This window comes from Collimonas fungivorans (assembly GCF_028292705.1).
GTDB lineage: Bacteria > Pseudomonadota > Gammaproteobacteria > Burkholderiales > Burkholderiaceae_D > Collimonas > Collimonas fungivorans_B.
In genome coordinates this window covers 1-17,268 of the sequence record NZ_JAQGLV010000152.1, presented here as the reverse complement: position 1 = coordinate 17,268, position 17,268 = coordinate 1, and the positions used below count along the sequence as shown (strand labels likewise).

The following is a 17,268-nucleotide window of genomic DNA, read 5'->3' as shown; positions in this document are numbered from 1 at the left end:
TGTCCTTTTCCGACAAGCGCGACATTTTTTGATTTTACGACCAAGTGACAGCTGCGGCGCGATGACATTTTCTTGTAGGGCATAAGTCAAACGTTAAAACATTGTCAATTAGATATTTTCCGCCAAAGCGACAAATTCATCTCGGCGCCGGCTTTGCTTTCCCCGGATGTTTACCGCGAAAGAAAACGGCGCGACCGACGGCAATAATAAATCGGGTAGGATAGCAAGCTCCCGTTTTCAAACCCGCCAGGAAGGCTTGCCGCAAGCTATGTCAAACACCAATCTACGCAGTCAGTGCCATACCTTCTTTTCCGGCACTGCGCCGCGCCCTGCCGCCGAGGATTTTGCCGAGATGGCTGCCTGGTGCCAGGCGCATGACATCCAGCACGATGTCTACGGCGAAGGCAAGCTGATCCAGGATTTCGAAAACAAGGTCGCCGCGCTGCTGGGTTTCGAAGCGGCCCGCTTCGTGATTACCGGCACGCTTACCCAGACCATCGCGCTGCGCATCGCCTGCCAGGACCGCAACAATCCGCTGGTGGCGCTCCACCCTACTGCGCATATCCTGGTGCACGAGAACAGCAATTACCAGTTGCTCGGCCATTTCACCTCGCTCAATGTGGGCAACCCGCACCGGCCGTGGACGGTCGATGACCTCAAGGCCATCCCTGACCGCCTGGGCGCAGCGCTGTATGAGTTGCCCATGCGTGAAATCGGCGGCCAGCTGCCGGCATGGGAAGAACTGGATGCGGTCAAGCATTACTGCCGCGAACAAAAAATCCATCTGCACCTGGATGGCGCCCGCCTGTGGGAAGCGGCCGCCGGCTACGGCAAGCCGCTGGACAGCGTGACCGCCGGCTTCGACAGCGCATATGTCTCTTTCTACAAGGGCATCGGCGGCTTGGGTGGTGCGATGCTGCTGGGCAGCCGCGATTTCATTGACCGCACCTCGATCTGGATGAAACGCATGGGTGGCAATATCTACCAGCGCTCGCCGTACGTGGTGGCGGCTGCAATGCGGTTCGACGAGAAGCTGGCGCGCATGCCGGCTTACCTGCAGCGCACCCGGGATCTTTATGAGCTGCTGGAGCGCTACCCGCTGTGGCAGGTCAATCCACAGCAACCGCATTGCAATATATTGCATCTCTATTTTCCGGTTGACCGCGATGCGGCGAATGCCGCGCGCGACCAGCTGGCCCGGGAACACGGGATCTGGCTGTTCGGCGAAGCCAGGCATACGGCCCTGCCGCAGCAAAGTTATGTCGAGTGGTATGTGGGGGAGGCGCTGCTGTCTTTGTCCGACGATAGGGTCGCCGCTATCCTGGACCAGTTCCAGGCGCTGCTCGCGCCTGTGTGACTTTGCCCCTGACGGCGCAAAGCAGGCCGTCAGCAGGCAATCAAGCCGGTATAACCCGGGCCGGGCTCAGGCGGCTTTCTTCAATAAATGATGCGGATCGATGACGAATTTCTTCGGCGCGCCGGCATCGAACTGCTGGTACCCGGCCGGCGCCTGGTCCAGGGTGATCACTTCGACACCGACAATGTCTGCAATCTTGATGCGGTCCCACAGGATCGCCTGCATCAGCTGCCGGTTGTATTTCATCACCGGCGTCTGCCCAGTATGGAAGCTGTGCGACTTGGCCCAACCCAGTCCGAGGCGGATGCTGAGGCTGCCTCGCTTGGCGGCGCTGTCGACGGCGCCCGGATCATCGGTCACGTACAAACCCGGAATGCCGATCTTGCCGGCGACGCGAGTCACCTCCATCAGCGAATTGAGCACGGTTGCCGGCGCTTCCGACTGCGCGCCCGCATGGCCATGGCCGCGCGCTTCGAAACCGACGCAGTCGATCGCACAATCGACTTCCGGCACGCCCAGGATCTGCGTGATCTGTTCGCTCAGTGATGCATCGAGGGACAGGTCCACCGTTTCAAAACCGACGCTGCGCGCATGCACCAGGCGCAACGGATTGACGTCGCCGACAATCACCACCGCCGCTCCCAGCAAGCGCGCCGAAGCCGCCGCGGCCAGGCCGACCGGACCGGCGCCGGCGACATACACCGTGGCGCCGGGACCAACGCCGGCCGTCACCGCGCCGTGGTAACCGGTAGGCAGGATATCCGACAGGCAGGTCAGGTCGCGGATCTTGGCCATCGCCTGCTCTTTATCGGGAAAACGCAGCAGGTTGAAATCGGCGTAAGGCACCATCACGTACTCGGCCTGGCCGCCGATCCAGCCGCCCATGTCGACATAGCCGTAAGCGCCGCCGGCGCGCGCCGGATTGACGGTTTCGCAGACGCCGGTATGCTGTTCCTTGCAGGTGCGGCAGCGGCCGCAGGCGACATTGAACGGCACCGAAACCAGGTCGCCCTTCCTGATGGTTTCGACATCGGAGCCGACTTCTATCACCTCGCCGGTGATTTCATGGCCCAGCACCAGCCCGGCCTGGGCGGTGGTGCGGCCGCGCACCATGTGCTGGTCGGAGCCGCAGATGTTGGTGGACACCACTTTCAGGATCACGCCATGCTCGATTTTCTTGCCCTGCGGATTATCCAGCTTGGGAAATGGAATCGACTGTATTTCAACCTTGCCCTGCTCGATATAAACCACACCACGATTTTCTGACATTGTGTCTCCTTCTGTTGTTATGAAGATTGAAGCCGCAAAACGTTACTGCATCAGATTCCGAGTGAAGCCTTCACAGCCGGCAGGCCGTCCTTGCCGTCGAAGGTCTTGACGCCGGCCAGCAGCTTGTCCAGGATGTCCGGATTCTTTTTCAGCCACTCCTTGGCTGCGGTCTTGGGATCGGATTTGTCCATGATGCGTCCCATCAGCTGGTTTTCGATGCCGGTGGAAAATTGCAGGTTGGCGGCCAGCTTGTCGGCGTTCGGGCAGCGCGTCGCATAGTCGGTGGCCGCCACGGTGTAGACCTTGGCCTCGCCGTAATTGGGGCCGAACACATCGTCGCCGCCGCTCAGGTAGCTGATTTTCTGCTGCACATTCATCGGGTGCGGTTCCCAGCCCAGTATCACTATCCACTTCTTTTGCTTGACCGCCCGCCCCAGCTCGATCAGCATGCCGGCCTCGCTCGATTCCACCATCTTGAAATTCTTCAGGTTGAACTGGTTCTTGCTGATCATGCCCTGGATCAGGGCGTTGCCGTCGTTGCCGGGTTCGATGCCGTAGATCTTGCCGTCCAGCTCTTTCGAAAATTTGGCGATGTCGGCGAAGGTCTTGAGGCCGGCATCGTAAGCGTAGGTCGGCACCGCCAGCGTGTATTTGGCGCCGGTCAGGTTCGGCGTGGCCAGCACCTTGAGCGATTTTTCCTTGACGAAGGGAGCAATGATGGGATCCATGGTCGGCGCCCAGTAACCGAGGAACAGGTCGATCTGCTTGTTCTTGACGCCGGCAAAGGTGATCGGCACCGAGGCGATGGTCTTGGTGGTGTGATAGCCCAGGCCCTCGTACACGGCGGACGCCAGGCCGGTGGTGGCGGCAATGTCGGTCCAGCCGACATCGGCGAAACGCACGGTCTGGCACGATTTCGGTTCCTGCGCCTGCACCGGCGCCAGCAGGCTGCACGCCACGCCGACGCCGGCGACCATCAAGCTGAATGATTTCATTGCTTTTTTCTCCTGAAACAAAGACGAAAGTCCGGTGCGGGCACCGGTACAAGATGAATGGAAAGGGCGTGCACGCCGACGCAACGAAAATAAACCATGCGTACCGGTACAGGTAAGAAATTACATCGCATCCGCACCTGGCTTTAGACCGATTGCGACATGCTATTGCCTGCCAGCGTCAAGCAGCTCATCCACCGCCAGCGGCAAACCCGGCAAAGACGGCATTTCATCCACCGCCGACAAGTAGGGATGGCGCAAGTGCCGTTCGCTGCTGGGAGAACGGCCGAACTGGTTGCGGTAGGCCTTGCTGAAATGGCAGGAAGACTGGAAACCGCAAGCCACCGTCACGCTCATGATCGACATGGTGGTCTGCAGCAGCAGCTCGCGCGCGCGCCGCAAGCGCAGCTGCAGGTAATAATGGGTGGGCGTGACGTCCAGGTAGTACTTGAACATGCGCTGCAGCTGGCGCTGCGACAAACCTACCAGCCGGGCGATTTCTTCGAAGGACAGGGTTTCTTCGATATGGGTTTCCATCAGCCTGGCGACTTCGATCAGTTCCTTGCGGCTGAAACCGAGCCGGGCTGCAATCGGGATATGCTGCTGATAGGCGCCGTCGCGTATGCGTTCCAGGATGAACTGTTCGGAAATCTCGGCCGCCAGCGTCTTGCCGTAGCGGTTCGCGGTCAGGTTCAGCATCAGGTCGATCGGCGCCGTGCCGCCGGAACAGGTGAGACGGTCGCGGTCCACCGCAAACAGACCCTCGGTAAACAATACGCGTGGAAATTCCTCGCGCAGCGCGGAAATGTTTTCCCAGTGGATGGCGCACTGGTAACCGTTCATCAGGCCGGCTTTGACCAGCGCGTAACTGCCGGTGCAGATGCCGCCGAGCTTGACGTTGCGCCTTGCCAGCTGGGTCAGCATGGCGTTCAGTTTTTCGTTGACCGCCTCATGGATCTTGACGCCGCCGCAGACAAACAGGATATCCGGCGTGCCGGCCTGCTCCAGGGTCAGCGTCGGCGTAATCGGCAAGCCGTTGCTGGCCAGCGCCGGTGCGCCGTCGACGCTGATCACCGACCACCGGTACAAGGTCTGGCGGCTGATGTAATTGGCCATGCGCAAGACTTCGATCGCGCTGGCGAATGCAATCATCGAAAAATTCGGCAAAGTCAGGAAGCCAAAATGCACCACCGGCGCAGGCGCGGCAGTTTGCGGCAGCATCGGGGTTGGTTGCGGCCCTGGTTTCGAAGCGGCTTGGTACGAAGACATCCTGCCTCCATCTATGGCTACCGGCGCTGGACCTCCAGCGCGCGGATCACGTTGCTGCTATCTGTTGCTGCTAATTTTTTGCTGGCTGGTCCCCTGCCCTTAGCTGGTGGCCAGCGCAGGGCTCTTGCGAAACCATTTGCGCAGCCGGAAAAAGCGCTGCACCTTGCCGGCTTCCGGCGTGCGGCCAAAGCTTTCGGTGATGCGGTCGAGGATGATCGCCAGCAGCACCACGCTCAGGCCGCTCTCGAAACCCAGGCCGATGTCGAGCCGCTGGATGCTGGCCAGCACGTCATTGCCGAGGCCGCCGGCGCCCACCATGGAGGCGATGATCACCATCGACAGCGCCATCATGATGGTCTGGTTGATGCCAGCCATGATCGACGGCAAGGCGTTCGGGAACTGCACCTTGTACAGCAGCTGCCAGCCGGTGCAGCCGAAAGCCTGCCCTGCTTCGACGATCTCGTTGTTGACCTGGCGGATGCCGAGCGCGGTCAGGCGCACCGCCGGCGGCATCGCAAAGATCACGGTGGACAGGATGCCCGGCACCCGGCCCAGGCCGAACATCATGGCGGCCGGGATCAGGTAGACGAAGGCCGGCATGGTTTGCATCAGGTCGAGGATAGGCCGCACCACCATCGCCACCCGCTTACTCTTGGCGGCCCAGACGCCGACCGGGATGCCCAGCGCCAGGCTGATCAGGGTGGAAGAAATGGTCAACCCGAGGGTGACGATGGTCTGGTCCCAGAAGCCGGTGTTGTAGATCACGAAAAAAGACACGATGGTAAACAGCGCAAACTTGAAACCGACGCGCCAGATGCCCAGCACGATGAAGAATCCCATCAGCAGCCACAAGGGCAGCACTTGCAAACCGTGTTCTATGGATTCGGCAAACCAGCTGATGGCGTTGCCGAAGCTGTCGAAGCTGTTGCCGTGCTTATCGAGTATGTAGTGGACAAACTGGTCGACCCAGCGCCCCAGGGGAAGGTGTTCAGACATGCGAACCTCGGGATTTTGATAAAGCTTGGAGCACCATGGACTGGCTGATCGCGCCGCAGTAGCAGCCGTCGCCATCCACTACCGGCAATGGGCTGCGGCTGCTGATCAGCCGATCCATCACGTCTTCCAGGTTGCTGCGGTGGTGGATCACCTCTATCCGGTCCAGTCCGCCCGGCTGCAGATTACCGCTGGCGTCGGCATGGCGGCGGGTGGCGACGATGCCTTGCACCTTGCGCGCGGCATCCACCACGAAAGCATAGTCGGAGCGGCTGCTACGGTACAGGTCGCCGTTGGCATGAACCTCGCCGACGGAAGCCACCAGCGGCACCGCATCGGTCTGCATCAGGTCGCCAGCGGTCAGGTAGCGGTTAGTGTCGACGCCGTCGAAAAAGGCGCGCACATATTCTTCGGCGGGATGGTCGATGATTTCCTGGGCGGTGCCGACCTGCACCAGGCGGCCGCCCTCCATGATGGCGATGCGGCTGCCGATGCGCAGCGCTTCTTCCAGGTCGTGCGAGACGAAAATGATGGTGCGCTGTTGCTCCTTTTGCAAATCCAGCAGCACATCCTGCATTTCCTTGCGCTTGAGCGGATCGAGCGCGGAGAAGGCTTCGTCCATGATCATCAGCGACGGATTGACCGCCAACGCCCGCGCCAGGCCGACCCGCTGCTGCATGCCGCCCGACAGTTCGCACGGCAGCTTGTTGGCGAACGGCGCCAGGCCGACCTGTTCCAACACCGTCATGGTGCGGCGCTCGCGCTCCTTTTTACCGATGCCTGCCACTTCCAGGCCGAACGAGGCATTCGACAGCACGGTGCGGTGCGGCATCAGCGCAAACGACTGGAACACCATGCTCATGTCGCGCCGGCGCAGCTTGATCAATTGCGAATTCGTCATCTGCGCCACGTTCTGGCCATCCACCAGGACATTGCCGGCGCTGGGGTCGACCAGGCGGTTGATCAGGCGGATCAGGGTCGACTTGCCGGAACCGGACAAACCCATCAGCACGAATATCTCGCCTTCCTGCACCTCGAACGACACGTTCTGCACGCCGACCACCTGCCCGGTCTCGGCGAATATCTGGTCCTTCGACTGCCCTCTTTCCAGCATGTTCAAGGCCAACTGCGGATTATTGCCGAAGACCTTGTACAAACGGTCAACTACTACTTTTGCAGACTTCATTACCGGTCTCCTGATTGTGCATTCGACGCTATTGCGGTTTGGATAATTCCTTACTGCAACATATCGCTAGCGTGCGGGTCTCGCCATGCTTGCCCGCTTGTTTCAAATCCACTGCTGCAGAGTGTATGTGCAGCAGCGCGTGGAAGACAAGCGGCAAAGACAGGTCCGGCGCCCTCACGACGGCGGGAAATCCATGAGAAAAATTCGTCTTACGTTATTCACATAGTCGCGACAAAGGTTTTTTGCCGGATGACGATTTACGACAAGCACTTAATCAAAAACGACGAAGCACTTGTCGTGCCATGACTAGCCGCGGTTTCAGATTTTTCCTATGTCGCATTTCCATCATTTTTAGTCGCAATTGCAGGGAGTTAGGTTTTCCCGCCGGGACAATAATTATCTGCAGGTATCGAAGCGAGCAATAAAACCAAACCAGCCTTGTTTCCCGTTTGCAGCAATCGCTTGCTATCACGATATCGCGCAGGCGCAATCGACAAAACAAGCGATTGATATCAAAATGGAAATATATCAAAGGGGAGTTGTCAGCATGCTTCAGAAATTCAGCAACGCCAGAAAAATCGGCAGTTATCCGTGGCTCGCCGCGGCCGTCGCATTCAGTTTCCAGTTGCCGGCGCTGGCCCAGACCGCGGACAGCGCCGCCGCCAAGGATGCCGCGGCGGCAGCACCGGCCGCAGCGCCTGCATCGCCGTTCACCGCCAACGTCACCATCGCCTCGCAATACGTGTCGCGCGGCTTCCGCCAGACCTGGGGCAAACCCGCCATCCAGGGCGGCGTCGATTATGCGCATCCGAGCGGCTTGTTTGCCGGCACCTGGATGTCCAGCGTCAGCGATCATTTCATCGAGGGTGGTTCGGTCGAATGGGATCTGTACGGCGGGTACACCGGCACGGCTGGCGATTTCACCTACACCGGGCAGATCTACTACTACCTCTACCCAGGCGCAGAGGCATCGTTTGCAAAAACCAAATACAACTATGGCGAAGCAGTCGCCTCGCTCACCTACAAATGGTTCAACGTCAAATACTGGCTGACTTACACGCCTGACTATTTCGGCTATAACAGCGCGACGCTGGGCATAGGCAGCGGCCAGCACAGCCGCGGTTCGGGCTACCTGGACCTGAACGGCACGTTCGACCTCGGCAGCGGCTACAGCTTGCTGCTCCACTATGGCAATGAGCGGGTAAGGAATTTCTCCGCCTACAGTTTCCAGGACGCCAAAATCGCCTTGTCCAAGGCATTTGACGGCGGCTGGACGGTCACCGGCGCGGTGACCAAAGGCTGGGGCAAGAACGGCGTCTATGACCATTACACTACCGGCGTACTCAATTCAGCGGGCCAGGCCGAAGTGTCCAATCCGCTGGCCACCACGCTGGTATTGTCATTGACCAAGACGTTCTGACCGCTCCGAATCCCCTGGCGCTTCGCAAAGATATTGCTGCTCCCGGCAAACGCGAGGCGCATTGCCGAAGTCATCCCATGCGGTACGACTTCGGCTTTTTTTCAGCCGCGCGCTTCCAGCCAGGTTCCAGCTCAGCCGGAATGCAGTCGGAAATCGACCGTTGCCGGCCTTCCCGGCAATGCCAATGTCGCCTGCGCCGCGGGTGACTGGCTGATGACCTTGCCGCGCCTGATCACGTATCTTCTGCCGGCGCGCAGCCTGATCGCCTCGACCGTACTGCGCGCATCGAGCAACACCAGGTCGGCGTTGCAGCCAGGCGTCAAACCGTAGCCGCTGAGGCCGAGTATGCGTGCCGGTGTTTCTGTCACGGCCAGAAAACAGGCGTGCATCGCGTCTTGCCCGGTCATCTGCGCGACATGCAAACCCATGTGCGCTACCTCCAGCATGTCGCCCGAACCCAGGCTGTACCAGGGGTCCATCACGCAATCGTGGCCGAAGGCGACATCGATGCCGGCCGCCAGCATTTCCGGCACGCGGGTCATGCCGCGCCGTTTCGGATAACTGTCGTGCCGGCCTTGCAAGGTAATGTTAATCAGCGGGTTGGCGATCGCCGCTACTCCCGCTTCGCGGATCAGCGGCAGCAGCTTGCTGACGTAGTAGTTGTCCATCGAATGCATCGAAGTCAGGTGCGATCCTGTCACCAAGCCTTGCAATTCGAGCCGCTGGGCGTGAAAAGCCAGGGTTTCGATGTGGCGCGACATGGGGTCGTCCGATTCGTCGCAATGCATGTCGACGCGCAAGCCTTTTTCCGCCGCAAACTCACACAACAGCCGGACCGATTCGGCGCCCTCGGCCATGGTGCGCTCAAAATGCGGGATACCGCCGACCACATCCACTCCCATGGCGATCGCCCGCTTCAGGTTGGCAAACGCATTGGGACTGCGCAGCAATCCATCTTGCGGAAACGCCACCAGCTGCAAGTCAAGATAAGGCGCCACCTGGCGCTTGACCTGCAACAGCGCCTCCACCGCGAGCAAGCGGTCGTCGCAGATATCGACATGCGATCGAATCGCCAGCAAGCCACGCGCCACGGCCCAGTCGCAATATTGCATGGCCCTGGCTACCAGCGCTTCCTGCGTCAGCGCCGGTTTCAGTTCGCCCCACAGCGCGATTCCTTCCAGCAGCGTGCCCGAGCTGTTGATGCGAGGCAGTCCATAGCTCAGGGTGGCGTCCATATGAAAATGCGCATCGACAAACGGCGGCGTCACCAGGTTACCGCCGGCGTCGATCTCCTCGGCGGCGCTGACCGCGAGCGCCGCGCCGACTGCATTGATGCGGCCATCGGCTATGGCGATATCGACGCCGGTCCTGCCGTCCGGCAGCGTGGCATTACGAATAAGCAGATCCATAAGCATCCTTTTGACTGCAATACAAGGCCGACGGCCGGGCACGATGCCGGCACAGCGATGGGCCATAGTAACGCCAAAGGAAACCCGGTGACAACGCTAGCGCCGTATCACCTTGCCATAACGCCTGAGCGCCTTATTTCTGCAGCCATTGGCTGACGCGCTGCGGATGCGCATCGACCCATTGCTTGGCCGCGGCTTCCGGCTTGGCGCCGTTTTCTATCGCCAGCATGACGCTATCGATCTCGCCTGGCTGCCATGCAAACCGTTTCAGCAAATCGTTGACCGGCTTGGCTTTCGCTTCCAGGCCGGGATTGGCGATATTGTCGACATGCTCGGCTTCGCCATAAACCTTTTTCGGATCGTCCAGGAACTTGAGTTTCCATTTGGCGAACATCCAGTGCGGCACCCAGCCGGTCACCGCGATTGCCTTGTTGTTACGGATCGAGCGTTCCAGCTCGGCCACCATGCCGCTGCCCGAGCTTGGCATCAGTTTATAGTCGAGACCGTAATCCTTGATCGCCAGCTCGGTCTTGGTCATGACACCGGCGCCGGCATCGATGCCGACGATACGGCCGTCGAACGCCGCTTTTTGCGCAGGCAGGTCGGCGATGCTGGAGGCGTTGACATAAGCCGGCACGATCAAGCCTATCCTGGCCCCCGGATAATTCACGCCCAGGTGCACCACCTTGTCTTTCAGCTTTTCGTAATACGCCCCCTGCGTCACCGGCAGCCAGGCCGACATGGTGGCGTCCAGGTCGCCCCGCGCCACGCCCTGCCACATCAGGCCGGCAGAGACCGGCACCAGCTTGACCTCATATCCCAGGTTTTGCCGGATGATCTGCGCCGCCACATAAGTAGTCGCAACACTGTCAGACCAGCCTTCCACGTAACCGATCTTGATGCCCGGCTTGGCATCCGCCGCAGCCAATCCCGAACTCGCCACACATGCCAGCGCGACGACCAGGCAACATAATTTTCGTATCGGATTCATGCTTAACCTCTTCAATGTGCTGCGATGGGAACTACCGATTTAATTAGGATCAGAGTCGAATTATTTCAGAAATTAATTCGACTCTGACCCTAATTTATTTCTCATTTATTTATCCACGACCAGGTTGCTCAGGGGTTTGCTGCAGCACAGGAGCACCATGCCTTGGTCGATTTCGCGCTGGCGGATGCCGCCTTTGTGCTGCATGTCTACCGTTCCTGAAATCAGCTTGACCTTGCAGGTGCCGCACATGCCTTGGGCGCAGGAGGAAGCCAGCCGGACGCCTGCGTTGCGGGCGGCTTCCAGTACGTGCTGCTGCGGGCCGCATGTGATCTGGCGCATGCTTTTCTGGAAATTGATTTCAAAGCCGGTGGTGGCCGGGGCGCTATCGAGCGTTGCCTGCGGCTGGCTCTCCTGCTGCAAAGTCTCGAAGGAAAAACTTTCCTCGTGATAGCGGGCCCGCTCGAAACCGACTTCGTCCAGCATGGTCCGTACCGCTTTCATGTAAGGCGCGGGGCCGCAGACGAAAACTTCACGCTCCATGAAATCGGGCGCCATCAGTTTCAGCGCCGCCAACGACAGCATGCCGGTTGGGCCCGACCAGTCGCGCCGCTGGCCCAGCCGTTCGCAGATGAAACGCGTGCGGAAATTCTGCTGGTTGGCGGCGATCAGGCTCAGCTCACGCTCGAAGATGATGTCGTCCGGCGTCCTTGCGCTGTGGATGAAAACGATATCCCTGTCGTCGGACAGATCGTGATGGGCGCGCGACATTGACATCAGCGGCGTGATGCCGGATCCGGCCGACAGGAACAGGTACTTTTCTGCCGGATGGATGGCGCAAGTAAATTCCCCCGCAGCGCGCAACACCTTGACCTTGTCGCCAGCCTTGAGATTGTCGTGCAGCCAGTTCGACACCGGACCGCCCGGCACGCGCTTGACCGTGATCGATATAGTATGCGGCCGCGCCGGCGACGATGAAATCGTGTAGCAGCGGTTGATGGCCGCGCCGTTGATTTCCAGCTCCAGCGTGATGAACTGGCCAGGCTGGAAGACAAACGCGCCGCCGCCGGGAGCGGCAAAGAAAAAACTCTTTACGTCGTGCGTCTCGGCCCGCACCTGGCAGCAGACCAACGTTTCCTCGCTGTCGCTGTCCCACAGCGGCGGGATGCTGTTCCAGAAATTCCGGCGATTCAGTTTATAAGATTCCATGACCGGTCCCGGCAAGATTTCGGCTTTCAATTAATTCTCCACGGCGATCGCTATGGTGGTCGCCGAGCCGCTTTTCAAACCAGCTGACAAACGGCCGATATACCAGGTGCAGAACTTTTCAACCAGGCCTTCGGTAAAAGGTGAATAAGGGCCGGGCTGGTACGCCGTGCTGCGCGCGCCTTGCTGCGACAGTTCGACCAGCCGCTTGTCCTGGTCGTTGGTGGCGTTCCACACTGCGGTCAGGTTGTCGAGCTGGTAGTCTATGCCTTCGCGCGCATCTTTATGGACCAGCCATTTGGTGCGCACCAGGGTACGCTCAGCCGACAAGGGCAAGACCGAGAAACTGACGATGTGGTCGCTCATGAAGTGGTGCCAGGAATTCGGCTGGGTCCAGAACGACAGGCCGCCCAGGTCGGCGCGCTCGAATTGTCCCAGCAGCTTGCCGGAAGCGACCTTGCCGTCCAGTGTCTGCGATTCGCCGGCGCGGTCCAGCGGCAAGCGCTGGGTGCGGAAGCCCGTCACCAGCTCGTCCAGGCGTTCTATCTCGGCCGACGGCAAGCCGCCCCGTTCCCATTCGGCGCAACGCTGTGCAGCCAGGCGGTCGAATTCGGCAATCTGCTCTGCATTGCCGGGCGCCGACTGGTAGCCGAAGCCGAACTCGAACAGTGAGGCGGTCAGCTCCGGATGATTGGTCGCGCAGTGATAACACTCGCGATTATTCTCCATGGTCAGCTTCCAGTTGCCCTCTTCGATCAGGTCAACCTGCTTGGCGATCTTGCAGTCCTGCAGGCCATGCGGCAGCAAATAAGGCGCCATGGCATCGCGCATGACCGCAAAATCCCGCGGCGGCTGTTCGGCCAGGCAAATGAATATCAGTCCTGCCAGGTTTTCGACATGCACCGGCTTCAGGCCGTGCTTGCTGCGATCGAATTTCTCTCCCATGTGGTCGGCGTGGATCAATTCTCCTGTCAGGTTGTAAGTCCACTGGTGATAAGGGCAGACCAGGTTGCCGACCGAACCTTTGTGTTCCGAACACAAACGCGCGCCGCGATGGCGGCACACATTGTGATAGGCACGCACCGACATGTCGTCGTCGCGCACCACCACGATCGAATTGAGGCCGACCTCGACCGTGACGTAATCGCCCGGCTCGGGAATATCCGGCTCGACCGCGACATGGATCCAATGCTTGCTGAAAATCTCGCGAATATCCAGCTCGAAGATTTCCGGGCTCAGGTAAAACGGCGCATCCAGGCTATGGCCAGGCAGGCGCTCGGCGATCAGTGATTGAATCTCTTTGGATACTTTCAATTGTTTCTCCATGTATTGCATTTATGGAACCGCCGCATTGGCAACCTTAATAGTTGACCAGATGATGTTCACGTAAATAGGCAAGGACTATTTGTGCCTTATCGGCAGCGCTGCCCTCCTGGACCACCTTGCCGCCGCGGCTTTCAGTCACGGTGGCGGCCTGCATGCGGGCGTGCCCGGAACGTTTTTCGGGCGCCGTCAGTTTGCGCGGCACGGCTTTGGCCGTTTCGACTGTCCATTTTTCGGTTTGGCCGCGGGCCGCCGAGCCACCAGCAGTCTCATAGGCAGCAAAAACCTGTTTCCTGATTTCGCCGCGACGCAGCCTGGCGTAGGCATAACGCAAGCGGTTTGGCGCAAGCGGATGCACCGTCATCACGGCCGGCAACTTGAGCGCCACTTCACGCCGCCGTCCCTTGGGCAGATACTGCTGGGCGACGATGTGCCCAGCGCCTGGCGTCACGGCAATCACGCCCGCCAGCAAAGGCAGGTTCAGGCGCGCCGCCAGCAGATACGGCAACATGCCGCTGCCTGCCCCAGCTTCGGCACGGCTGCCGCACAACACCAGGTCATAGGCCTGCAGCTGCGCCTGCAACGCTGGCAGCACGTCTTGCGATACCGCTGTTTCAATCAGGGTGATGCTTGAGGCGCCCAGCGCCAGGTATTCGGACAAGGCTGGATTGTCGGCATGGTCTGCGCAAGCTGCGTGGATCACATCGATGCTTGTGCCGGCCGTGCGTTGCGCCAGCTCATTTGCCAAATTCAGGGCGGCAGCGTCGTTGCGGCTGTAACGCGGCACGCCGCTGACCGGATGGCGGCCTATCGACACCAGCACGGCAATCCGCTTGATGACAGCCTGGTTCATGATGCCGCCTCTGCACTGCGGGCTTGCCGCACCTGGTCCAGCAGCGCTGTCATCAATTCTTGCGCATCGCCGATGATGCTGAGGTCGGCGCGCTTGATCATCGGCGCGCTGGCATCCAGGTTGACCGCAATCACATGGCGGCAATCCTTGATGCCTTGCAGGTGCTGGACCGCACCGGAGATGCCGAAGGCCAGGTAAGCGCTGGCGCTGACCGTTTTCCCGGTGGCGCCGATCTGCTTGTCGCGCTTGAACTTGCCATCGTCGACGGCAACCCGGCTCGCGCCGACCGCCGCATCCAGCGCATTCGCCAGAGAGTTGAACAGCGCGACATCGTCCACGCCATTGCCCGCCGACACGATGAAATCGGCCTCGTCCAGCTCCATCTGCGAAGCGGCCATGATCTTGCTGCCGAGATCCAGGAACGGACTGGACGATGCAGCTGCGCCGGCCGCCATGCCGATGGCCGTGCCTAGCTGATCCGCAAGCTGGCCGCGGCCGAGGAAAGGCAGGCGCGCATCCGCCACATCCATTTCCAGCAGGATGATCTGCGCCAGGCTGCGCCGAGCCAGCATGCTGCCTTGCTGGCGATAGGCGGCCAGGCCGGACTGGCTGATTTCGACCACATGGGTGGCGATGCCGGCGCCGGCCGCCCCCAGGCGTCGTCCCAGATCGCTGCCGGCGACACCGTCATCGGGGATAAAGATATGGGCAGGCTGCAGTTCTTCCGCCAAGGCAGAGAGCGCCGCCAATTCCGCTTCCGGCGCAAACGCATGGCCGCCGTATTGCGGCAGCACGATGCAACGGTCTGCGCCGAGTGCCGCCACATCGTCATTCAGCTCGCCGAACACCAGCAACACCACTTCGGTTGCTGCATCGGCCAGCAGTGCCGCAGCAGCCACAGCCTGGCGCGCATGTTCATCCAGTGCGCCGCGATCACTGTGTGCAACCGCCAGCAGGCAAGCTGTCGTCGCAACGCCTGCGGCCAGGCGCGCAGGCTTGGCCGCATGGTGCGGATGGTTGTGGGTCAGCGCCTGGCTGCCGTAGTCGCCATTATCGTCGCCGCTGTCGCCAGGCTGGCCCAGCACGATGCGCCTGATGCCGTCGGCATTGACCGTAAATGGACGGCGCGGATTTACTCGCCTGACATTATTCTGTATCGCCATGTCCATCGTCAATTCTCCAGTGCCGCGGCGAGCAGTTCAGCGATATCGCGTATTTCAGGGCGCGGTCCGACCACGCCTTCCAGCATCGCAGTGCAATTCGGGCAAGCCACTACCACCGTATCGGCGCGCACGGCGCGGGCATCGTGGATGCGGATGTCGGGAATGCGCTGCTTGCCGGGGATGTCGGTCAAGGGCGCGCCGCCCCCGCCGCCGCAGCAGCGTCCGCGCATGCCGTTGCGTTCCATCTCATGCAGAGGCAGACCCAGCAGCTTGAGCAGTTCGCGCGGCGCTTCGATCTCGCCGTTGTAGCGTCCCAGGTAGCAGGGATCGTGATAGGTGAAACGCTGGTCGCTGCCGGCAGCCGAAGTAAACGTAATCCTCGGCTTGATTTTTCCCGAGCTCACCAGCGCCGCCATGAAGGTAGTGTGATGGAAAACTTCATAACAACCGCCGAACGCCGGGTATTCATTGCGCAGGCAATGCATGACGTGCGGGTCGGCGGTGACAATCCGCTTGAAGGTAAAAGCAGACAGCTGGCTGATCATTTGCTGCGCCATGACCTGGAACGTCGCTTCATCGCCCAGGCGGCGGGCGACGTCGCCGGTGTCGGTTTCCAGCGCGCCGAGCACGGCGAAATCCACCTCCGCGGCCTGCAGGACCTTGACCAGGGCGCGCAGCGTACGCTGATAACGCATGTCGAAACCGCCCTCGCCCACCATCAGCAGCACGTCGACTGCCTGGCCGGGAACGATCTGCCGCACGCCAAGGTCGATCGCCCAGTTGTAGCGCACGCCCAGGTCGAAACCGCCGGCGCTACCGGTTTCGCGCAGGTTCGCCAGCACTTCCGGACCTTTGCCGGGCACCTCGCCGAATTGCAGGGTCTGGTGACGACGCATGTCGACGATGGCATCGACGTGTTCGATCAGCATCGGGCATTCCTGCACGCAGGCGCGGCAGGTGGTGCAGGACCACAGGGTGTCGCTGGAGATCAGGCCCGGCACGATCGCATCCTGCGGCCGGCCCTGGTGCCTGCCGAGCGGAATGCCCGGATAAGGGCTGCCGGCAAAGTTGGCGTCGCTGCCGCCGGCCATGCCGGTCACCATGTCCTGTATCAGCTTCTTGGGATTCAAGGGCTGGCCGGCGGCGAAGGCTGGACAAGCCGCTTCGCACTTGCCGCACTGGACGCAGGCGTCGAAACCCAGCAATTGGTTCCAGCGGAACTCGACCGGCTTGCCGACGCCCAGTTCGCCCTGCTCCAGTTTCAATGGCTTGAGCGCGGTGGTTGGCGTACCCGTTGGCGTACCCTTGCCGCCTTGCGTAAAACGCTCCTGGCGCGGATGGAACGCCAGGTGCAGCAGGCCGGCCAGCGCATGTTTCATCGGCCCGCCGCGGGTGGCGCCCACGGTCAGGGTCCAAGCGCCCAGTCCCAGCAACAGCACAGTCACCAGCGCACTCAAGCCCGACATCAATTGCAAGGGAACCAGGCCCAGCGCCAGCAAGCCGATGGCGAAAGCCGCCAGCATCCACGGCAAGCGCATCCATGCGCCGCGCGACAGGCGTGCCGGCGGCGTGCGGCGCCGGTGCCAGACGAACAGCACGCCAACCAGCATGACCAGTGCGAACAGGCCGATCGCCGTATTCAAAGCCGAGGCATACAGCATCAAGCCGTAATTGACGGCTACCAGCGCCATCGCCGCAATCGCACCGCCGGCAGTCGCCACGTGGGTGCGGGCGATGTAGGGATCGCGCGCCACCACATGGTGCAGGTCGACGAAATAGCGTTTTGGAATCGCCAGCAGGCCCAGCCACGATACCGAAGCCTCGCGGCCGGCGCGCCACA

The 17,268-nt window shown here is 60.8% G+C and carries 13 protein-coding genes and 1 pseudogene; 2 read left to right on the top strand and 12 right to left on the bottom strand.

What is annotated here, in order from left to right:
- Nucleotides 1-268 precede the first annotated feature (268 nt).
- Nucleotides 269-1,357 (top strand): low specificity L-threonine aldolase, encoded by a 1,089-nt coding sequence (locus JWQ61_RS07855; protein WP_304360034.1) that lies wholly within the window; start codon nucleotides 269-271, stop codon nucleotides 1,355-1,357.
- 66 nt (nucleotides 1,358-1,423) lie between these two features.
- Here the strand turns inward: JWQ61_RS07855 and fdhA are convergent, their stop codons facing one another.
- The 5 genes and pseudogenes from fdhA to JWQ61_RS07830 form a co-directional block, all read right to left on the bottom strand.
- Nucleotides 1,424-2,626, bottom strand: a complete 1,203-nt coding sequence (fdhA, locus tag JWQ61_RS07850) for a formaldehyde dehydrogenase, glutathione-independent (protein WP_304360033.1) — start codon at nucleotides 2,624-2,626, stop codon at nucleotides 1,424-1,426.
- A gap of 50 nt (nucleotides 2,627-2,676) precedes the next feature.
- Nucleotides 2,677-3,621: a choline ABC transporter substrate-binding protein gene (locus JWQ61_RS07845; protein WP_304360032.1), complete on the bottom strand. Its 945-nt coding sequence runs from the start codon at nucleotides 3,619-3,621 to the stop codon at nucleotides 2,677-2,679.
- A 162-nt stretch (nucleotides 3,622-3,783) separates the two neighbouring features.
- Entirely contained in the window at nucleotides 3,784-4,839 is a 1,056-nt protein-coding gene (locus tag JWQ61_RS07840) for a GlxA family transcriptional regulator (RefSeq protein ID WP_304360047.1), read from the bottom strand.
- 228 nt (nucleotides 4,840-5,067) lie between these two features.
- Nucleotides 5,068-5,883: pseudogene (gene choW / locus JWQ61_RS07835) on the bottom strand (choline ABC transporter permease subunit); the annotation flags it as partial.
- The gene (locus JWQ61_RS07830; protein WP_304360031.1) at nucleotides 5,876-7,066 is read right to left on the bottom strand and encodes a glycine betaine/L-proline ABC transporter ATP-binding protein; all 1,191 of its coding nucleotides are present in this window, start codon (nucleotides 7,064-7,066) and stop codon (nucleotides 5,876-5,878) included. The gene JWQ61_RS07830 and the pseudogene choW, both read right to left, overlap by 8 nt.
- A 547-nt stretch (nucleotides 7,067-7,613) precedes the next feature.
- Here JWQ61_RS07830 and JWQ61_RS07825 point away from each other — a divergent pair.
- On the top strand, nucleotides 7,614-8,486 hold the full coding sequence (locus tag JWQ61_RS07825; protein ID WP_304360030.1) for a TorF family putative porin: 873 nt from the start codon (nucleotides 7,614-7,616) through the stop codon (nucleotides 8,484-8,486).
- Between the two features lie 131 nt (nucleotides 8,487-8,617).
- On the opposite strand, the gene JWQ61_RS07820 is transcribed toward JWQ61_RS07825, so the two are convergent.
- From JWQ61_RS07820 to JWQ61_RS07790, 7 genes are all read right to left on the bottom strand, one after another.
- Nucleotides 8,618-9,895: an amidohydrolase family protein gene (locus JWQ61_RS07820; protein ID WP_304360029.1), complete on the bottom strand. Its 1,278-nt coding sequence runs from the start codon at nucleotides 9,893-9,895 to the stop codon at nucleotides 8,618-8,620.
- A gap of 133 nt (nucleotides 9,896-10,028) precedes the next feature.
- The gene (locus JWQ61_RS07815) at nucleotides 10,029-10,886 is read right to left on the bottom strand and encodes a glycine betaine ABC transporter substrate-binding protein (protein WP_304360028.1); all 858 of its coding nucleotides are present in this window, start codon (nucleotides 10,884-10,886) and stop codon (nucleotides 10,029-10,031) included.
- A gap of 105 nt (nucleotides 10,887-10,991) precedes the next feature.
- Nucleotides 10,992-12,092, bottom strand: a complete 1,101-nt coding sequence (locus JWQ61_RS07810) for a hybrid-cluster NAD(P)-dependent oxidoreductase (RefSeq protein ID WP_304360027.1) — start codon at nucleotides 12,090-12,092, stop codon at nucleotides 10,992-10,994.
- A gap of 30 nt (nucleotides 12,093-12,122) precedes the next feature.
- On the bottom strand, nucleotides 12,123-13,424 hold the full coding sequence (locus JWQ61_RS07805; RefSeq protein WP_304360026.1) for an aromatic ring-hydroxylating dioxygenase subunit alpha: 1,302 nt from the start codon (nucleotides 13,422-13,424) through the stop codon (nucleotides 12,123-12,125).
- 25 nt (nucleotides 13,425-13,449) lie between these two features.
- Nucleotides 13,450-14,265 carry an electron transfer flavoprotein subunit beta/FixA family protein gene (locus JWQ61_RS07800; RefSeq protein WP_304360025.1) on the bottom strand — a complete coding sequence of 272 codons (816 nt, stop codon included), beginning with the start codon at nucleotides 14,263-14,265 and terminating at the stop codon, nucleotides 13,450-13,452.
- Nucleotides 14,262-15,434, bottom strand: coding sequence for an electron transfer flavoprotein subunit alpha/FixB family protein (locus tag JWQ61_RS07795; RefSeq protein WP_304360024.1), 1,173 nt, complete (start codon nucleotides 15,432-15,434; stop codon nucleotides 14,262-14,264). The genes JWQ61_RS07800 and JWQ61_RS07795 overlap by 4 nt, the downstream gene beginning before the upstream one ends.
- A 2-nt stretch (nucleotides 15,435-15,436) precedes the next feature.
- A partial coding sequence (locus JWQ61_RS07790; protein WP_304360023.1) for a (Fe-S)-binding protein occupies nucleotides 15,437-17,268 on the bottom strand: 1,832 nt, incomplete at its 5' end.

Bases quoted from the DNA above. Each gene is read 5' to 3' on its own strand.
- JWQ61_RS07855 (WP_304360034.1), top strand. From the start codon at position 269: ATGTCAAACACCAATCTACGCAGTCAGTGCCATACCTTCTTTTCCGGC.
- fdhA (WP_304360033.1), bottom strand. From the start codon at position 2,626: ATGTCAGAAAATCGTGGTGTGGTTTATATCGAGCAGGGCAAGGTTGAA.
- JWQ61_RS07845 (WP_304360032.1), bottom strand. From the start codon at position 3,621: ATGAAATCATTCAGCTTGATGGTCGCCGGCGTCGGCGTGGCGTGCAGC.
- JWQ61_RS07840 (WP_304360047.1), bottom strand. From the start codon at position 4,839: ATGCTGCCGCAAACTGCCGCGCCTGCGCCGGTGGTGCATTTTGGCTTC.
- JWQ61_RS07830 (WP_304360031.1), bottom strand. From the start codon at position 7,066: ATGAAGTCTGCAAAAGTAGTAGTTGACCGTTTGTACAAGGTCTTCGGC.
- JWQ61_RS07825 (WP_304360030.1), top strand. From the start codon at position 7,614: ATGCTTCAGAAATTCAGCAACGCCAGAAAAATCGGCAGTTATCCGTGG.
- JWQ61_RS07820 (WP_304360029.1), bottom strand. From the start codon at position 9,895: ATGGATCTGCTTATTCGTAATGCCACGCTGCCGGACGGCAGGACCGGC.
- JWQ61_RS07815 (WP_304360028.1), bottom strand. From the start codon at position 10,886: ATGAATCCGATACGAAAATTATGTTGCCTGGTCGTCGCGCTGGCATGT.
- JWQ61_RS07810 (WP_304360027.1), bottom strand. From the start codon at position 12,092: ATGGAATCTTATAAACTGAATCGCCGGAATTTCTGGAACAGCATCCCG.
- JWQ61_RS07805 (WP_304360026.1), bottom strand. From the start codon at position 13,424: ATGCAATACATGGAGAAACAATTGAAAGTATCCAAAGAGATTCAATCA.
- JWQ61_RS07800 (WP_304360025.1), bottom strand. From the start codon at position 14,265: ATGAACCAGGCTGTCATCAAGCGGATTGCCGTGCTGGTGTCGATAGGC.
- JWQ61_RS07795 (WP_304360024.1), bottom strand. From the start codon at position 15,434: ATGGACATGGCGATACAGAATAATGTCAGGCGAGTAAATCCGCGCCGT.